Consider the following 15,659-nt stretch of genomic DNA (forward strand, 5'->3'; position numbering starts at 1 on the left):
CAACATTGCGCCACCTATGGGTAGGGGAGTGTGACCGATTGGACGGTCCACGTCCGGCTCTCCGCCCGCGGTCCGGAACCGGGTCGGGGGTGGCGATCTAAAGCCTGCTCGGCCGCCGATCAACTCTCTTGCGCAGCCCTTCGTGCAGTGGATCGTCAGGTGATGACGAGTCATGTATTGTCACTCCCGCGAAAAGGCCGATGATCACTAGCGGATGTTTGCTGTGAGTCTGTGCACGGATCGTCCGGCCGGCTAGGGCTCGTGGCAAGAAAGGGGCAGGAGGGTCACGGGCCGGTTAGTCGCTTTTGGACGAAAGGCGCGTTAGGAGGACGACATGCCCCCCTTCAAGCGTCACGTATTCGTCTGCACCAACCGCCGCCCGGATGGGCACCCCAAGGGCTGCTGCGCCACCAAGGGCGCGGAGGACGTCCGTGCTCGCTTCAAGGAGGAGCTGGAGAAGCGGGGGATGAAGGGGCAGATGAGGGCCAACGCGGCCGGGTGCCTGGACACGTGCGCGTTCGGCGTGTCGGTGGTCGTCTACCCCGAGGGCACCTGGTACGGCGGGGTGAAGCCCGAGGACGTGCCCGCCATCGTCGACGAGCACCTCGTGGGCGGCCAGCCCGTGGAGCGGCTGCTGATGCCGTTCTCGCGCAAGAAGGCCGGGGAGTAGGCGCGGCTCAGTCGAAGATGTTGAAGATGTCGAACACGTTGCCGCTGCGGCTGCGTTCCTCGAAGTAGCAGAGGTCCACCGTCAGCGCGGCGGCGAGCACCAGCTGGCGCAGCCGGGGATCGGTGCAGCCCGGCTGGAACTCCACGCCGAAGAAGTCGGAGTCGGTGAACATCTCCCGGGCCAGCCCGCTCCACTTCTTGCGGATGGTGGCCACCTCCTGGCCGTTCTGCTTCACACGGAACGTCCACGGCCGCCACAGCGGGCCCTCCAGCGTGGCCAGCACCGCGCCCCCGGGTGTGCACAGCTCGAAGACGCGGTGCAGCAGCCCGAAGCGCTGCTGGATGATGCCCATCAGGCGCCCGTCCCAGGCCTTCACCTCCACGTAGGTGAAGAAGAACGTCCAGGGCTGCTCGAGGCGCAGGGCGAGCGCGCCTCCCTTCGTCATGAACTCCAGCTCCACCCGGCGGAAGGGCCAGAAGTTGCGCAGCAGCGCGTTGCCCCAGCCCGAGCCCGTCTCGCCGATGTACAGCATGAACTGGCCGTTGTGATCGATGGCCTCGTAGCGGTTGCCCGTCTCCCAACCCACGAGGATCTCCGCCCACTCGTGGATCTGCCGGATGCTCAGGCTGGAGCCCTCCAACAGGGGGGTCAGCGCGTCACGGACCTCCGGGCCCATGTAGCGGATGTCTCCCGGTGCCCCACGGCCCGCGCCCGACTCGGCGAGCGCCGACGGCTGCACGCGCTCCTCCGGCGCGGTACGCCCCTTCCAGTCCAACTCCAGCTCGCTGTTCCCCTTCGGCTGCCGGTTGTCGTTGCTCATGCCGGAAAGGCTAGCCCGCCCGCACCCAAGAAAAAAGGCGGCGGGCCCCGGGGCCCACCGCCTTCCTTGCTTCCTCACCGCGTGCTGGAGCCTAGTTGCGGCGGTCGCCGACCAGACGCAGCAGCGAGATGAAGAGGTTGATGAAGTCCAGGTACAGCGTCAGCGCGCCCACGATGCTCAGCGTGGCGGCCGAGCTGTAGCCCGACTCGGCGTGCATCTCGCGCAGCTTCTGGGTGTCGTACGCGGTGAGGCCCGAGAAGACGAGCACGCCCGCGCAGCCGAGCACGAAGTTCATCATCGGGCTCTGCACGAACACCTGCACGATGCTGGCGATGACGATGCCGATGAGCCCCATGAAGAGGAAGGTGGACCAGCCGCTCAGGTCCTTCTTCGTGAAGGTGGCGAAGGCGCTCATCGCGCCGAACGCGCCCGCGCTCATCAGGAAGGCATTGGCGATGGAGCCGCTGGTGTAGACGTAGAAGAGCACCGAGAAGGTGAGCCCGGTGAGCACGGAGTAGGCCATGAAGAGCAGGCCGGCCACCGGGCCGGAGAGCCGGGCGGCCATGCCCGACAGGGCGAACACCAGTCCGAGCTGGGCGAAGAACAGCAGCCAGCGGAACTGGGCGATCTTCATCACCATCTCCGGCGAGGCCGCGGTGAAGAGCGCCACGAGGCCCGTCACGGAGAGTCCGGCGAACATCCAGCCGTACACGCGCGACATGAACGCACGCCGCGACTCCTGCACGGCGGCATCGCTCACCATGGGGCGAGCCATCTGAAACCCGGGAGATTCCCAAGCCATGAGAATTCTGTGTCCTTTCCTTGCGACTGGACGGGTCCCCCCGCCCGACGCCGGTGTTTATAACGCACCTTCAACCCGCGTGCGGAACATCCCTTCCCGGACGTCCGCCGCGGGCCATCAAATCGCCTTCCAGGCCATGAGGAGCTTCTGGGCCACTTCCGTGGTGATGAGCGGCAGCACGCCGCCGCCGCCCACGATGTTCACGATCTCCGAGGTGGAGCCCCGGCACACCCCGCCCCAGGCCGGCTGCTTCGCCAGTCCCACCGAGGCGTACGCGGAGTAGTCCACGTGCAGCGACATGGGCGTCACGCCGCTCTCCTCGCACAGCAGGTGATCCTCGGGCGTCGTCTCCACCACCTCCTGCACCACGAAGCCACCGCCCGCCGGGTCCGTGGCGGCGCGCTCGCACAGCTCCGCCCATGTGGGCACGGTGCCGTAGGCGGCCTTCGCCCGCTCCTCGAACGCCGGAGTGCCCACCGAGCGGCCGAGGTACACCGCCCGCCCCCCGTAGTCCCAGGCCCGCTTCAGGACGAAGCGCTTGGGCTCCGCCACCACCAGGGCCACCAGATCCTCCACCCGCTGCCCGTCCGGGCCCACGCCGGGGCCGTGCCGGAAGGGCCGCGTCCAGGGCACCGACTCGCGCACCGCCTCCAGCTCCTCGGGCGTCAGGCCGGCCGCCCCGGCGCGCGCGGGCTCCACCAGCGCCTGCGAGAGCAGGGCGAACGTCGTCTTCACCTCCACCGGCGAGGCCGGCGGGTTGAGCAGCACCGCCTTGCGCCCCGGCACCGTGCCGAAGAAGTCCTGCACCCACGGGGCCGGCGTCTCCTCCAGCCGCCGCGTGAAGAGGTGCCGGTAGACCAGGTCGTACCGCTTGCCGCGCACCTCGAAGTGCTCCTCGCCGGAGACCTCGTCCGGATGCACCACGTCCGCGTCCGCGCCGAACTCGCGGAAGCGTTCGCACAGGTAGCGCTGCTCGGTGATCTGCGCGTCGTTGCGGCGGCAGAGCAGGGCGAGGGTGTCCGGCATCTTGCCGTCACGCTCGGCCGCGTAGCCGTCCAGCAGGGCGCGGTAGAGGGCCAGCGCGTTGCTGCCGTTGGCGGAGATGACCGCGTAGAGGGCCTTCTCGGGGTAGCGGAAGTGCCGGGCCACCACCTCGATGAAGGTGCGCGCGGCGATGTCCGAATAGCCCTGCATGGCCGGGATGGTGGCGTTGACCTCCAGGGCGCGCGGCTTCGTGTCCACGAAGTAGTCCACCCGCGTGGTGGCCAGCCGCTCCACGTTCGCGAAGGTGCGCTCGGTGAGCTCCCGCTCCACCGGAGAGAGGCCGCCCAGCAGCAGCTCCTTCTCGTCGCTGGCGAGCACCGCGCGCGTCACCTTCACCGTGGCCGAGGCCAGGTGCGCCGAGAGCGTGGCCCGCCGGCGGATCTCCGCGGCGTCGAGGATGACGGGGGTGGCGGTGACGGGGATGGGCCGGGTGGAGCCATCCTTCTGGGTCACGGCCAGTCCCCGCTTGTACGCGGTACGGGCGAGCTCGGGCCCGAAATGGACCGCCTGACGGCGCAGCACTTCCAGGAGTTCTTGCACGGTGGGAATCCTTACGACGTGAACAGCCGGGCGTCCAGGGGCTTCCCGGGCGGCCCGATTCGGCGATGATGCCCGGACTTCCGAGGTTCCCCATACAGAGAGGACACGCGCCATGGGCATGGTCACTGGAGGACAGCTCGTCGGACGGATGCTGAAGAAGGAGGGCGTCCGGCACATCTTCACCCTCTCGGGGTTGCATGTGGCCCCGATCTACGCCGGATGCGTGGAGGAGGGCATCCAGGTCATCGACACGCGCCACGAGCAGGCGGCCGCCCACGCGGCGGATGCCTATGCCCGTGTCACCCGCGGCGTGGGCGTGGCGGTGGTGACGGCCGGCCCCGGCGTCACGGACGCGCTCACCGGCGTGGCCAACGCTCACGCGGCCAGCTCGCCGATGATCCTCCTGGGCGGCGCGGCCCCCCATCTTCAACCAGAGCCGCGGCTCGTTGCAGGAGATGGAGCAGGTGGACCTCTTCCACCGCATCTCCAAGTGGTCGGATCGCGTTCCCACCCCGGACCTGGTGCCGGCCTACCTCGCCAAGGCCTTCCGCGTGGCGCTCTCCGGACGTCCGGGGCCCGTGTTCCTGGAGCTCGCCTGGGACGTGCTCTGCAACGGCGTGGACGAGGACACCCTGCAGATTCCCAAGAGCTACCGCACGGACGCGCGGCAGGCGCCGGATCCGCGCAAGGTGGACGAGGCCATGGCGCTGCTCGAGTCCGCCGAGCGCCCGGCCATCATCGCCGGCTCGTCGGTGTACTGGGACGGAGCGTGGGACGCGCTGCGCCGCTTCGCGGAGACCGCGCAGATTCCCGTGTACCTCAACGGCGCGGGACGCGGCTGTCTGCCGGCGGGCCATCCGCTCTTCTTCCAGCACACGCGCAAGGAGGCGCTGAGCGGGGCGGACCTGGTGTTCGTCATCGGCACGCCCTTCGACTTCCGGCTCAACTACGGCGCCGAGCCCACCTTCAGCGCCGAGTCGAAGATCGTCCAGGTGGACATCGATCCCACGGAGGTGGGGCGCAACCGCGTGGTGGACGTGGGCATCATCTCGGACAGCTACAGCGCGCTCACCGCCTTCGCGGACGCGGCGCCCAAGGGCAAGCGCGACGCCTTCCTCTCGGGGCTGCGCGAGCGCGAGCAGAAGCGGCTGCGCGACCTGGAGGCCTGGACGAAGGACGACAACTCCCCCATCCACCACTACCGGCTGGCGAAGGAGATGTCGGACGTGGCCAACAGCGCCGGGCAGGATCCGGTGTTCATCGCCGACGGTGGCAACTGGGTGGCCATGGCCGCCAAGGTGGTGGAGCTGCGCCGGCCGGGCCGCTGGTTGGATCCGGGTCCGCTCGGCTGCCTGGGCGTGGGCGCGCCGTTCGCCCTGGCCTCCAAGGTGCTGCACCCCGAGCGCACGCATTGGATCATCCAGGGTGACGGCTCGTTCGGCCTCAACGGCTTCGACTTCGAGACGGCGCTGCGCTTCAAGCTGCCCATGGTGTGCGTGGTGGGCAACGACGCCGCGTGGGGGCAGATCCGTCTGCCGCAGGTGCAGATGTTCGGCGAGGACAAGTCGCCGGGCACGCTGCTGGCCCCCACCCGCTACGACAAGGTGGTGGAGGCGTTCGGCGGCCATGGCGAGTTCGTGACGGAGCCGTCACAGATCCGCCCCGCGCTCGAGCGCGCCGTGGCCAGCGGCACGGTGGCGTGCGTCAACGTGATGCTCGACCCGGACGCGCCGGTGAAGGCGGGCGCCATGGGCTACGCCGTTTGATTCACCGCGTTATTCCTGGGCGCCGCCGTGTCTGCACTTGCACGCGCGTGCGCCCTGGCGTACAAATACAGACGCAGTCGTCATTTCCCCTGAAACCGTGTTTCCCGTGAGCCGCCACCACCGCCAAGAGCCCGCGCTGTACCGACGGCCCCGCCTGCTGGCGCTGCCGCTGGTGCTGATGTGCGTGCTGGCGTACCTGGGAAGCGCGGCGCACTTCGTCCTCGTGCAGCATGCCGCGTGCCTCGAGCACGGGGACATGGTGCACGAGGCCTCGGGCGAGCAGGGGGAAGCGCGGCTTCAGGTGCGCGAGTCCTTCGCGGACGAGCGCATCACCCGCACGGACGCCCAGGTGTCCGTGCACGGCGCGGATGCACACTGCGCCCATGTCTTCCTCCGCCGGGTGATTCAATTCTCGGCTGGAGTGATGCTGCCGCCGGAAGCGCCTGTCCTGCCGGGACTGGTGCTGGAGGTGGACAGCGTGGCCGTGGAGCCCCAGGTCGCATGGCTCCACCTGGCCCCCAAGTCCTCACCGCCACGGGTCTGAGCACGCCCCTCCTCTCTCTCGGGAGAGGAGCGGGGTAGGGGTGCTCGGAGCGCGTCCTCCCTCTCCCTCTGGGAGAGGGCCGGGGTGAGGGTCTTCCTCCTCTCGCGTCGCGTCTTCAATTCCTCTCAGCACCCGTCGAGCATCGCCAGCACTCCCTGCCCATGGAGCTCCCTCCGTGTATGGCTTTGGCCCATGCACGCCTTTGGGGCTCCAATTCCTGGCATCGGTGCGTGAGGCAATGCCCGCCCCGCCGTGCGTCCGTGCGCGCGCCTTCCCCACGTTCCGGGTGTCCCAAGCCGTCTTCCGGGACGGGAGCGTGGGGGCATTGCAGCACCAACACGTCAACAAGCTGGAGTCACACATCATGATGAAGAAGTTGCTGTCCGCCTGCCTCCTGTCGAGCGCGCTGCTCGTGGGGTGCGGTGGCGAGAACAACGAGGCCGATGTCGAGGGGTGCGAGCACCTCCAGGAGGGCCCCAGCGCCGCCGTGACCGCGAGTGCTTCGGCCACGGGCACCCTCCCGGCCGTGAGCAACGATCACAAGCGCTACGACATCACGCTGCCGGCGGGCAGCGGAGGCAACGTGGGCTCCGTGTCGTTCGCGGCGGCCGAGGCCTCCGACTATGTCTTCTTCCTGGGCTCGAACGTCACGCTGAAGGTCACCAACGCCTCCGGCCAGACGGTGTCGTTCGAGGAGTCCGCGACGAGCTCGGCCCAGTGCACCAACATCAAGGGCCGCTACGTGGCGCCGCTGGAGGTGGGCACGTACACGCTGACCTTCGGGCCCGCGTCCGAGAGCAGTGTCTCGCTGGTCATCGAGGAGACCGCCCATGCGGACGAGCACTGAGCGCAAGCTGCTGGCGGTGTTCGCGGGCGCGGTGCTGGCCCTGACGGGGTGCGCGAAGTCCTCCACGGCGCTGGAGCCCGAGCTGGCAGCCGCCCACCAGAAGCTGGAGGCCGAGCACCAGGAGATGGAAGCGGCCCACCAGAAGATGGAGGCCGAGCACCGCGAGTGGGTGGCCGAGCACGACCGGCTCAAGGGCAACGCGCCCGACGCGGAGCACGACGCGCTGGAGGCGCAGCACGAGCAGTTGCTCTCCCGCCACCAGTCGGTGGTGGATGCCCACCAGAAGCTGGTGAGCGACCACGGCCAGCTCGAGGCCTCCCACGGCGAGGGCAAGCCCGCCTCCTCCGAGCACGGCCGGATGGAGGACGAGCACAAGAAGATGCGTGAGGAGCACAAGGCCATGGTGAGCGAGCACGAGCGCATGGGCGAGGAGCACCGCCGGATGCTGAGCTCGCACGCCAGCGGCACGAAGTAGTGGCAGCCGGAGCGGGAGGCTGGCGTGCCTCCCGCTCCTCTTCCTTCCACCTGATTCCGCAGGAGATGACCATGGGGACCTTCAAGCAGTTCCTGGACGAGAAGCAGCTGAAGCCCGAGACGCTGGTGCGCCTGTCCAGCCAGCTCGAGGCCCGCGCCGAGGACGACCGCAAGCTGGTGAAGCAGCGCTCCGACAAGCGGCGCGACACGGAGAAGAAGGCGAAGCCGTACGCGGAGCTGGGCATCGGCAAGCCGAAGAGCGGCCGCGGCGTGAGCGTGCAGCAGGTGAACGCCGCGCTGGAGGACCAGCCGCTGCCGCCGAAGGTGCGCGGCAAGCTGGTGCGCGCGGTGAACGCCGTGCTGTCCAAGAAGGGCGGCCAGGCGGTGGACTTCAAGGCGCTGTTCGGCGACGTGCCCGTCCGCAAGGGCGCGGCGGCCAAGGCGAGCTGAGGAGACACGCGGATGGGCTCCTCCCTTCTCCACCCCCTCCCGCGGGACGTCCGGCGCGACGGGGAGCGGCTGTTCAACGTCTCCATGTGGTGCATCGGCCGTGATGTCACCCACACGGACAACCTGCTGCTGCGCCATGGCTTCACCCGCGAGCGCATGCCGGCGGGACAGCAGGGGACCAGCGCCTACTCGGGTGCGTTGCCCGGGGGAGGGGCCCTCACGCTGTGGGGTTTCGGTGCGCTGTGCCGCGTGTGCGGCGAGTCCGTCTACGTGCCGCGCGATGGGTTCTCCCCCGTCCTGGTGGAGGAGTCGCGCGTCACCTGGCCCGTCTTCCAGGCCGCGGGGCTCGGCAGCCCGCGTGCGCCCGCCACCCCATGCGAGCAGTCCGCCGCGCGCACCGCGGTGAGCGTCCTGGCCCGGTGGATGGCCGGGTACGAGGAGTGGGTGCTCGGGCTCATGGGCTCGGGCTGGCGGCATGCGTGTCTCGCGGCGCGGGCGAAGGCCTCGCCCGTGAGCGCGGAGTCATTGGCGGTGGAGTGGCGGTGTCTGGCCGGGCGCGTCGAGGCGCTGGAGCGGCCTGTCGTGGACGAATCGTTTGCCCCGCCCGTTGGGGCGTGAGTGAGGTCACCATGCTGACGCGACACCTTCGAGCCGAGGATCCTTCCCTCTTCCCCTCCACGCCCTGGGACGACGTGCCCGACCTGGAGCTGCCCACGCCGCCGCTGCACGAGGGGCTGGGACGTGCGCACCTGAAGGTCAGCACCCGGGTGCCCCTGGCCCAGGCGTACTTCGATCAGGGTCTGCGCCTGCTGCACCTCGGTTGGGGCGCCGAGGCGCGGCGCTCCTTCGCGGAGGCGGCCCGGAGGGATCCGACGCTGGCCATGGCGTACTGGGGCCTGGCCCTGACGCGCGGTGCCGGCGCGCGCTTCGCGACGGACCGGGCGGACGCCATCCACAAGGCGCTCGTCCTCAGCGAGGGCATCTCGGACGCGGAGCAGCGCTACATCGTCGCGGCCACCTTCCTGGCCGACAAGGGCCCCGCCAACGGCCGCCATGGCTTCGTCCGGGAGATGGAGGCGCTCATCGACAGCTTCCCCGAGGACGCCGAGGCGCGCCTGCTGCTCGCCGGTTTCCTCTCGGATGGGTACGAGTCGGATGGGCGCCCCGGCGCGGGCCAGCCCTATGCCCAGGCGCTGCTGCGCGAGTTGCTGCGCACGCACCCCCACCACGAGGGCGTCCACCACACCTGGGTGCAGGTGATGGTGGAGAGCTCCCGGCCCGAGGCGGCCCTGGAGAGCGCCCGGCGGCTGCGGCTGCTGGCGCCTCGCGTGGGGATGGCCCTGCTCGGCTCCGGCCGGTTGCTGCTGCGCACGGGGAACACCCGCGAGGCCCGCGAGGTGCTCGAGGCGGCGGTGGCCGCGGACGACGCCTGGCTCTCCCAGGAGTCCCTGCCCGAGTCCGCCGCACCGGCCGCGGGCCTGGCGCTGCGCCTGCTCGTCCAGGCGTGCGCGGACGCGGGGCGGTATGGCGAGGCCCAGACCTGGGCGCGCCGCCTGCGCCAGCGCGTGGAGTCGGTGACGCCGCACTCCGGACAGGCGCTCGTGTTCGCGGCCGGCGCGCTCTCCGGCGCGCACCTGCGCTTCGGCTTCTGGCGCGCGGCGGCGGACCTGCGCGTGGAGCTGGCGCCGGAGTCGAGCGTGGCCGAGCAGGGGCTGCTCACCGGCATGGAGAAGTATGCCCGGGGGCTGCGCGCCCTGGAGGCGGGCAAGCTGGCCGAGGCGGAGCGGGTGTGTGACGAGCTGGACGCGCTGCACCCGCCGCTGTCCGAGGAGCGCAAGGCGGAGCAGCGCCTGCTCTGCCCGCGCGACGTCGCCCGGGTGGTGGAGCTGGCGGCGTGCGAGCTGCGGGGCGCCCTGGAGGCTCGCCAGGGTGACTTCGCCCGCGCCGAGGCCTCGCTCATCAAGGCCATGCGGCTGGAGCGCCGACTGCGCGCGCCGGGGCCTTCTCCCTTCTCCCGCCCGGCCCGTGAGACGCTGGCCCGTTCGCGGATGCGCGGTGGCCGCGAGGACAAGGCGGTGGAGCTGGCCGAGTCCCTCGTGAAGGAGCGGCCCGGCAGCGGTCATGCCTGGTTCCTCCTCGCCGAGGTGCATGTCGCCCGGGGCTCCTTCGCCGAGGCGGCCTCCGCCTTCGCCGCCTTCCTGGAGTGCTGGCGTGACGCGGATCAGCAACTGCCGGAGCTCCGGCGGGCCCGGGCCTTCATCCTGGGCCGGGGTGGGGTGAGCGTGGCGGCGGCGATGCCCGTCAACGTCATCCCGCTGCGCCCGCTGGAGAACGTCTCCTGCTGAGGGCCGCGCTCACTCGAGGAACGTGAGGAGGCGTTGGGCGCACTCCTCCGGGTGCTCCAGCGGGAAGAGGTGGGTGCCGGGCACTTCCCCGGCACGGGCTCCAGGAATGGTCCGCCCGGCTCGGGCCAGGGCCGCCGGCAGGAGCGTGTCCGACTCGCTCCCGCGCAGCACGAGCGTGGGCACCTTCACCGCGCGCAGCTTCCGCCACACCCCGCGCGGAGAGGTCTCGAAGATGCGGGCCTCCCACGCGGTGGGGATGGTGAGCCGGAAACCGCCGCCGGGCACCTCGGTGAGGCCGTGGGTGATGTAGTCCTGGAAGCACTCGGGGTCGAAGCGCCGGAAGAGGGGTTTCTTGCGGTAGCTCGTGGCGGCCTCCTCGCGGGAGCCCCACGTCTCGCGGCGGCGGCGGGCCAGGCTCGCGGGAGGCACCCGGCTCCGCATCCCGAGCAGCGTCAGCGCCTGGATGGCCAGCAGGCGCGGGCCCGTGAACAGCACCGGATCCAACGCCACCACGGCTCGGAAGAGGCCCGGGTTCTTCACCGAGGCGAGCAGCGTGGCCACGCCGCCCATGCTGTGACCCACGCCGACCACGCCCTCCAGGCCCCGTGCGCGCAGGGCTCCGGCGAGGTCATCGGCCATGTCCTCCCAGTCGTGCAGGGAGCGCGGATCCGTCCCCGGCACGAGGCCGCGGCTGCGCAGGGTGTAGACGTGGTAGCGCGTCTTGAGCCGTTCGATGAGCTTGCGGTAGGTGCCCGGGGGAAAGCCGTTGGCGTGCGCGAGGTGCAGCACCGGGCCGGTGCCACCCCAATCATCCAGGTGCAGGGGGTCGCTCATCGCTACCCTATACAGTAACCAGTTCCGGGTGTGCGCTCTTCGCGGCGTCTCGCGAGAGAAGACCTCCTGAACTGCCCACCACGGTGGGGTGTCAGTGGACATGCGTAGGGTGTCCGGGCTGCTCCTCTCTTGGAGACCCCGTGAATCGCTCTTTGGTCGTGTTGGCCGTTACGGCCCTGCTGTGCCTGTCCGCGTGTGTTTCCATCGTTGGCGGCCCAGGAGGCATCTCTCCATCCCAATTCGAGTTTCGACCAATCGTCCCCTTGAGGGCGCCCGGACCCGGTGGATGGAAATCAGCGAGGGTGGTCATCCATCTGATACATGTGACTGAGCAAGGTATTCGCAAGAACGTCTTCTGCCCTATCGAGGTCCAGGTACCGGAGGTCAACTACCTCGGAGTCGTGACTGAGCAATTCGCGCAATGGGAGGCTGCGAGGGCTGCGGATATCGCTGCTGAGAGGACATTGAAACAACAGCATCTGTTATCGGCGGAGTTGTGCCAGCGGTTCATGGCGGAGATGTTGGATGTGATGGGAGACACCGTGGACGGGGCTCGTGTTATCAAGGCCCTATGACCTCGAGCCCTCCCGTTGATTTGTCCACGCCCCGGTTGATGGAACTGGTCCACCAGTACTACCCGGCCAACATGAGGCAGTTCGCCGAGGGGTACAGTGAGTCGGAGCAGTATCAGCGGTTGGTGAGGGCGCGTCAGGAGGCGTTGAGGAATTCCGGGCCCTGGGAGCGCCTGGTTTCCACGCTGACAGAAGTGCTGCCGGGTTGCCGTGTGGAAGATTGGAGCGTTCTTTTCTCCAATGACAACTGCTGGCGTGTCCGGGTGAACCTCCCGGAGGTTCCTCGACTCGAGGGAGGAGGGCAGGAGGTTCGAGCTGTCGTGGTACTCGTCAGCATCCTGGCGCCGGTGTACGTGCGCTATAGCTCCTTCCGTGAGCTTTTCGATCGCAAGTGGAGGAATCGCAGGCTCTTCTACGAGGACGTTCCAGAGACGAAGCCCGTCGCGGGCAAGATCGAAGCGCTGGTGTGCTCGGAGTTGGGCGTTCAAGCCTTGCCGCAGCACACCCTCTTCACTCCGGTTTCCGACATTGAGTGTGGGAACAGGTCTCTCGGTGAAGCCCAACTCATAGACTGTCTCTTCACCTACGATCGCTGGTGAGCCGAATCAGGCCATCCGGCCGTTCTCGGGGAAGTCCTCGGCCAGGTAGCGGATGACGTCCGAGGGGGTGATCATCCCCAGCAGCTTCCCCTCGCGCACCACGGGCAGGTGGTGGATGCGGTGCTGGCGGAAGAGCTCCATCACCTTGTCGGTGAGATCGAACTCGTTCACCGTGTGCACGGGCGAGGTCATCACCTCCTCCACCGGAGTGCGCAGCGGCAGGCCTCGGAGCAGGGCGGCCATGATGTCCACCTCGCTGATCATACCCAGCACGCGCCCATCGTCGTCCGTCACGGGCGCGCCACCAATGCGCTCCTCGACGAGCAGGATGGCGATGTCGGATATCGGCATCCCCAGGGAGACGGACTTCACCGGCGCGGTCATCAGGTTGCGGGCATGTCCCTTCATATGCCCGCGAGATTGGACACGCGTTGGGGAGGCGTCAATATCCAGCGGCCGGGAGTGGAGCGTGCTTGACGGGGGGGCGTGGCTTCGGAGAATCCCCTCATGCCCACCTTCCGCCTCAAGAGAGACCAGGCCTCGCTGCTCGTCGTGGACATCCAGGAGCGCCTGTGCGGCGCCATGGAGCGGGACGCGCTCGACCGGATGCTCAACCGCACCAACGCCGCCATCGAGGGCTCCAAGGCGCTCGAGCTGCCCATCATCGTCACCGAGCAGTACCCCAAGGGCCTGGGGCCCACGCACTCGCTGGTGAAGATGCGGCTGGGCAGCTACTCCGCCGTGGAGAAGATCGACTTCACCGCGTGCGTGCCGGACGTGGCCTCGCGGCTCGGCGAGCGCAAGCAGGTCATCATCGTGGGCATGGAGACGCACGTCTGTGTCTTCCAGACGGTGCGCGACCTGGCCGAGAAGGGCTTCACCCCGTTGCTCTGCGCGGACGCCGTGATGTCGCGCAACCCGGAGGACCGCCGGGTGGGCCTGGAGATGTGCCGCGAGGCGGGCGCCCACATCATCACGGTGGAGGCCGCGCTGTTCGACCTGCTCGGGTGCGCCGGTACCCCCGAGTTCAAGAAGGTCTCCGCCGCCGTCCGTTAGGCGGGCGGGCAAGGGGCGGCTTGGAGAAAGGACGGCGCCCGAAGATACTCGCGGCGTGAGCGACACGCGCCTGTATACAGTGGGCGGGACGGTACAGGCCGGTGGAGGTGTCTACCTGGCCCGGCGAGCGGACCCGGAGATGCTGGAGTTGTGCCGGGCCGGCACCTTCGCCTTCGTCCTGACGGCGCGGCAGATGGGCAAGTCGAGCCTGATGGTCCGCACCGCCGAGCAGCTCTACGAAGAGGGCATCCGCTCGGTCATCATCGACCTGACGCGCATCGGCAAGCAGGTGACGGCGGACCAGTGGTACGTGGGCCTGCTGGTCGTCCTCCAGGAGCAGCTCGAGCTGAGCACGGACGTGACGGACTGGTGGGCCCTGCATCGCGACCAGGGGCCCGTGCAGCGCATGACGCGCTTCCTGGAAGAGGTGGTGCTCACCGAGGTGACGCAGCGCGTGGTGGTGTTCGTGGATGAGATCGACACCACGCTCGGCATGGGCTTCACCGACGACTTCTACGCCGCCATCCGCTACCTCTACAACGCGCGGGCCAGCAACCCCGCGCTGGAGCGGCTCTCCTTCGTGCTCGTGGGCGTGGCCACGCCGGGAGACCTCATCCAGGACGAGACGCGCACCCCCTTCAACCTCGGGCAGCGGGTGGAGCTCACCGACTTCACCCTGGCGGAGGCGGCGCCGCTGGCCGAGGGGCTGGGCCATTCCCCCGCGGAGGGGAAGCGGGTGCTGGAGTGGGTGCTCGGCTGGACGGGCGGACACCCGTACCTGACACAGCGGCTGTGCCAGGCGCTCGTGGATCATCACGCGCAACAGGCACGGGCCGGCGGCAGCGCCTGGACCCGCGACGAGGTGTGGCAGGTGGTGGAGCGGACCTTCTTCGCGGAGAAGAGCTTCCAGGACAACAACCTGGTCTTCGTCCGCGACATGCTCACCCGGCGGGCGCCGGAGCCGGAGCGGGTGCTCCGGACCTACCAGGACATCCGGCGCGGCCGGCGGGTGCCCGACGAGGAGCGCTCGCTGGTGAAGGCGCACCTCAAGCTCTCGGGCGTGGTGCGCCGCGAGGGCGAGGTGCTGCGGGTACGCAACGCCATCTACGAGCGCGTCTTCACCGTGGCCTGGGCCGGGAATCAGCTCCCGGTGGATTGGCGCGTGGTCCGGTTCGCCGCCCTGGCCCTGGTGATCACCGGCTTCGTCGTGCTCCTGCCCCTCTCCGTGATGTTGTTCAAGCGGCTCGCGGACACGGAGCGGGCTCGCGAGGAGGTGGTCCAGCAGTTGGACAGCGCGCAGGAGCTCAACGCCGAAGCCGTGGCCAAGATGGGAAGGGTGCAAGAGGAGGCCGACAAGCTCCTGGCCGAGGCGCGGCGGAAGTCAGCCCGGGCGCAGCAGGAGGCGGCCCAGGCGCAGCAGGAGGCGGAAAAGCTCCAGAAGGACGCGCTCAAGGCCCGGGACGAGGCCGACAGGTTCCGCGAGGACGCGCAGCGGCTGCAGGCGGAGGCGAGGGAGGCCCAGGAGAAGAAGGCCCTGGCGGAGCAGGAGATCTCCCGTGCCAGGACCCAGGCCGATGAGAAGCTGAACGAGGCCGCCTCCTATGTGTTCGTCAACCAGGCGGATGCCAGGCTGCGCGGAGCCTCCTCGTCCCTGCCCGTCAGCACCGCGCTCTCCATGGAGGCCGCGCGGGTCCATCCCTCCGCCGAGGCCATGGACTCGCTCATCCGGGGGCTCATCCAGCTCCGTCAGCCGCGCGCCCGCCTGGAGCACGAGGGCAACGTGCTGGCGGTGGCTTTCAGCCCCGAGGCCGGCCTGCTCGCCACCGCCAGTGAGGACAAGACGGCACGGCTCTGGGACGCCACCACGGGGCGCGAGCGGGCCGTGCTGCCCCATGCCAGCGCCGTCACCGCCGTGGCCTTCAGCCCGGATGGCAAGCTGGTGGCCACCGCGAGTGATGGTGGCATCGTGCGCCTGTGGCACACGGCCATCGGCACGGCCCTGCCCATCACCCTGCGTCACGAGGGCTCCGTCAACGCCGTGGCCTTCAGCCCGGACGGCAGGAGCCTGGCCACCGGCAGTGATGACAACACCGCGCGGCTGTGGAGCACGGCCACCCGACAGCCCCTGACCGAGCCCCTGCCCCATCTGCGTCGCGTCAACGCCGTGGCCTTCAGCCCGGATGGGAAGTTCCTGGCCACCGCCAGCGCGGACAGGGTCGTGCGTCTGTGGACGACGTCCAATGGGGAGCTCCAGCCCGGGTCCCTGTCCCATCCGCAGGCCGTCAACGCCGTGGCC

The 15,659-nt window shown here is 69.4% G+C and carries 17 protein-coding genes and 1 pseudogene; 13 read left to right on the top strand and 5 right to left on the bottom strand.

Features of this window, described 5'->3' with window-relative positions:
* Positions 1-334 precede the first annotated feature (334 nt).
* Positions 335-670 carry a (2Fe-2S) ferredoxin domain-containing protein gene (locus Q664_RS04090; protein ID WP_043389949.1) on the top strand — a complete coding sequence of 112 codons (336 nt, stop codon included), beginning with the start codon at positions 335-337 and terminating at the stop codon, positions 668-670.
* Positions 671-677: 7 nt separating this feature from the next.
* Here Q664_RS04090 and Q664_RS04095 read toward each other — a convergent pair whose 3' ends face one another.
* The 3 genes from Q664_RS04095 to Q664_RS04105 all read right to left on the bottom strand — a co-directional run bounded on the left by Q664_RS04095 (position 678) and on the right by Q664_RS04105 (position 3,876).
* Positions 678-1,490 (bottom strand): phospholipid scramblase-related protein, encoded by an 813-nt coding sequence (locus tag Q664_RS04095; RefSeq protein WP_052517648.1) that lies wholly within the window; start codon positions 1,488-1,490, stop codon positions 678-680.
* A gap of 91 nt (positions 1,491-1,581) precedes the next feature.
* On the bottom strand, positions 1,582-2,265 hold the full coding sequence (locus Q664_RS04100; RefSeq protein ID WP_043389950.1) for a Bax inhibitor-1/YccA family protein: 684 nt from the start codon (positions 2,263-2,265) through the stop codon (positions 1,582-1,584).
* Positions 2,266-2,409: 144 nt separating this feature from the next.
* Entirely contained in the window at positions 2,410-3,876 is a 1,467-nt protein-coding gene (locus tag Q664_RS04105) for a hypothetical protein (RefSeq protein ID WP_043389953.1), read from the bottom strand.
* Positions 3,877-3,994: 118 nt separating this feature from the next.
* Here Q664_RS04105 and Q664_RS62865 point away from each other — a divergent pair.
* From Q664_RS62865 to Q664_RS04140, 8 genes and pseudogenes are all read left to right on the top strand, one after another.
* Positions 3,995-4,288, top strand: a pseudogene (locus Q664_RS62865) (thiamine pyrophosphate-binding protein); the annotation flags it as partial.
* A gap of 52 nt (positions 4,289-4,340) precedes the next feature.
* Positions 4,341-5,642 carry a thiamine pyrophosphate-binding protein gene (locus tag Q664_RS62035; protein WP_052517649.1) on the top strand — a complete coding sequence of 434 codons (1,302 nt, stop codon included), beginning with the start codon at positions 4,341-4,343 and terminating at the stop codon, positions 5,640-5,642.
* 106 nt (positions 5,643-5,748) lie between these two features.
* Positions 5,749-6,186 (top strand): hypothetical protein, encoded by a 438-nt coding sequence (locus Q664_RS57295; RefSeq protein WP_063934658.1) that lies wholly within the window; start codon positions 5,749-5,751, stop codon positions 6,184-6,186.
* Between the two features lie 364 nt (positions 6,187-6,550).
* Complete coding sequence (locus Q664_RS04120) at positions 6,551-7,033, top strand: hypothetical protein (RefSeq protein WP_043389997.1); 483 nt, start codon at positions 6,551-6,553, stop codon at positions 7,031-7,033.
* Positions 7,017-7,508, top strand: a complete 492-nt coding sequence (locus tag Q664_RS04125; RefSeq protein WP_043389954.1) for a hypothetical protein — start codon at positions 7,017-7,019, stop codon at positions 7,506-7,508. The genes Q664_RS04120 and Q664_RS04125 overlap by 17 nt, the downstream gene beginning before the upstream one ends.
* Positions 7,509-7,579: 71 nt before the next feature.
* Positions 7,580-7,957, top strand: a complete 378-nt coding sequence (locus Q664_RS04130) for a hypothetical protein (protein WP_043389998.1) — start codon at positions 7,580-7,582, stop codon at positions 7,955-7,957.
* A 12-nt stretch (positions 7,958-7,969) separates the two neighbouring features.
* A complete protein-coding gene (locus tag Q664_RS04135; protein WP_043389955.1) occupies positions 7,970-8,575 on the top strand; it encodes a hypothetical protein in 606 nt (201 codons plus the stop codon).
* An 11-nt stretch (positions 8,576-8,586) separates the two neighbouring features.
* Positions 8,587-10,302, top strand: coding sequence for a tetratricopeptide repeat protein (locus tag Q664_RS04140; protein WP_043390000.1), 1,716 nt, complete (start codon positions 8,587-8,589; stop codon positions 10,300-10,302).
* A gap of 9 nt (positions 10,303-10,311) precedes the next feature.
* Here the strand turns inward: Q664_RS04140 and Q664_RS04145 are convergent, their stop codons facing one another.
* The gene (locus Q664_RS04145) at positions 10,312-11,136 is read right to left on the bottom strand and encodes an alpha/beta fold hydrolase (protein ID WP_043389957.1); all 825 of its coding nucleotides are present in this window, start codon (positions 11,134-11,136) and stop codon (positions 10,312-10,314) included.
* Positions 11,137-11,438: 302 nt separating this feature from the next.
* Between Q664_RS04145 and Q664_RS04150 the strand changes: the two genes are divergently transcribed.
* Together Q664_RS04150 and Q664_RS04155 are read left to right on the top strand one after the other, a co-directional pair.
* Positions 11,439-11,711, top strand: coding sequence for a hypothetical protein (locus tag Q664_RS04150; protein ID WP_043389959.1), 273 nt, complete (start codon positions 11,439-11,441; stop codon positions 11,709-11,711).
* A gap of 38 nt (positions 11,712-11,749) precedes the next feature.
* A complete protein-coding gene (locus Q664_RS04155; RefSeq protein WP_160174330.1) occupies positions 11,750-12,307 on the top strand; it encodes a hypothetical protein in 558 nt (185 codons plus the stop codon).
* Positions 12,308-12,313: 6 nt separating this feature from the next.
* Here the strand turns inward: Q664_RS04155 and Q664_RS04160 are convergent, their stop codons facing one another.
* On the bottom strand, positions 12,314-12,715 hold the full coding sequence (locus Q664_RS04160) for a CBS domain-containing protein (RefSeq protein ID WP_052517650.1): 402 nt from the start codon (positions 12,713-12,715) through the stop codon (positions 12,314-12,316).
* 99 nt (positions 12,716-12,814) lie between these two features.
* Between Q664_RS04160 and Q664_RS04165 the strand changes: the two genes are divergently transcribed.
* Positions 12,815-13,363: an isochorismatase family protein gene (locus tag Q664_RS04165; protein WP_043389961.1), complete on the top strand. Its 549-nt coding sequence runs from the start codon at positions 12,815-12,817 to the stop codon at positions 13,361-13,363.
* Positions 13,364-13,418: 55 nt separating this feature from the next.
* On the top strand, positions 13,419-15,659 hold a 2,241-nt coding region (locus Q664_RS04170), incomplete at its 3' end, for an AAA-like domain-containing protein (protein ID WP_235216547.1).

Origin of the sequence: Archangium violaceum Cb vi76, assembly GCF_000733295.1 — a bacterium.
Lineage (GTDB): Bacteria > Myxococcota > Myxococcia > Myxococcales > Myxococcaceae > Archangium > Archangium violaceum.

Excerpts from the sequence above, each read along its gene's own strand:
- Q664_RS04125 (WP_043389954.1), top strand. The coding sequence starts at position 7,017 with ATGCGGACGAGCACTGAGCGCAAGCTGCTGGCGGTGTTCGCGGGCGCG.
- Q664_RS04155 (WP_160174330.1), top strand. The coding sequence starts at position 11,750 with ATGGAACTGGTCCACCAGTACTACCCGGCCAACATGAGGCAGTTCGCC.
- Q664_RS04160 (WP_052517650.1), bottom strand. The coding sequence starts at position 12,715 with ATGAAGGGACATGCCCGCAACCTGATGACCGCGCCGGTGAAGTCCGTC.
- Q664_RS04120 (WP_043389997.1), top strand. The coding sequence starts at position 6,551 with ATGATGAAGAAGTTGCTGTCCGCCTGCCTCCTGTCGAGCGCGCTGCTC.
- Q664_RS04145 (WP_043389957.1), bottom strand. The coding sequence starts at position 11,136 with ATGAGCGACCCCCTGCACCTGGATGATTGGGGTGGCACCGGCCCGGTG.
- Q664_RS04090 (WP_043389949.1), top strand. The coding sequence starts at position 335 with ATGCCCCCCTTCAAGCGTCACGTATTCGTCTGCACCAACCGCCGCCCG.
- Q664_RS04100 (WP_043389950.1), bottom strand. The coding sequence starts at position 2,265 with ATGGCTCGCCCCATGGTGAGCGATGCCGCCGTGCAGGAGTCGCGGCGT.
- Q664_RS04095 (WP_052517648.1), bottom strand. The coding sequence starts at position 1,490 with ATGAGCAACGACAACCGGCAGCCGAAGGGGAACAGCGAGCTGGAGTTG.
- Q664_RS04130 (WP_043389998.1), top strand. The coding sequence starts at position 7,580 with ATGGGGACCTTCAAGCAGTTCCTGGACGAGAAGCAGCTGAAGCCCGAG.
- Q664_RS04135 (WP_043389955.1), top strand. The coding sequence starts at position 7,970 with ATGGGCTCCTCCCTTCTCCACCCCCTCCCGCGGGACGTCCGGCGCGAC.
- Q664_RS04140 (WP_043390000.1), top strand. The coding sequence starts at position 8,587 with ATGCTGACGCGACACCTTCGAGCCGAGGATCCTTCCCTCTTCCCCTCC.
- Q664_RS04165 (WP_043389961.1), top strand. The coding sequence starts at position 12,815 with ATGCCCACCTTCCGCCTCAAGAGAGACCAGGCCTCGCTGCTCGTCGTG.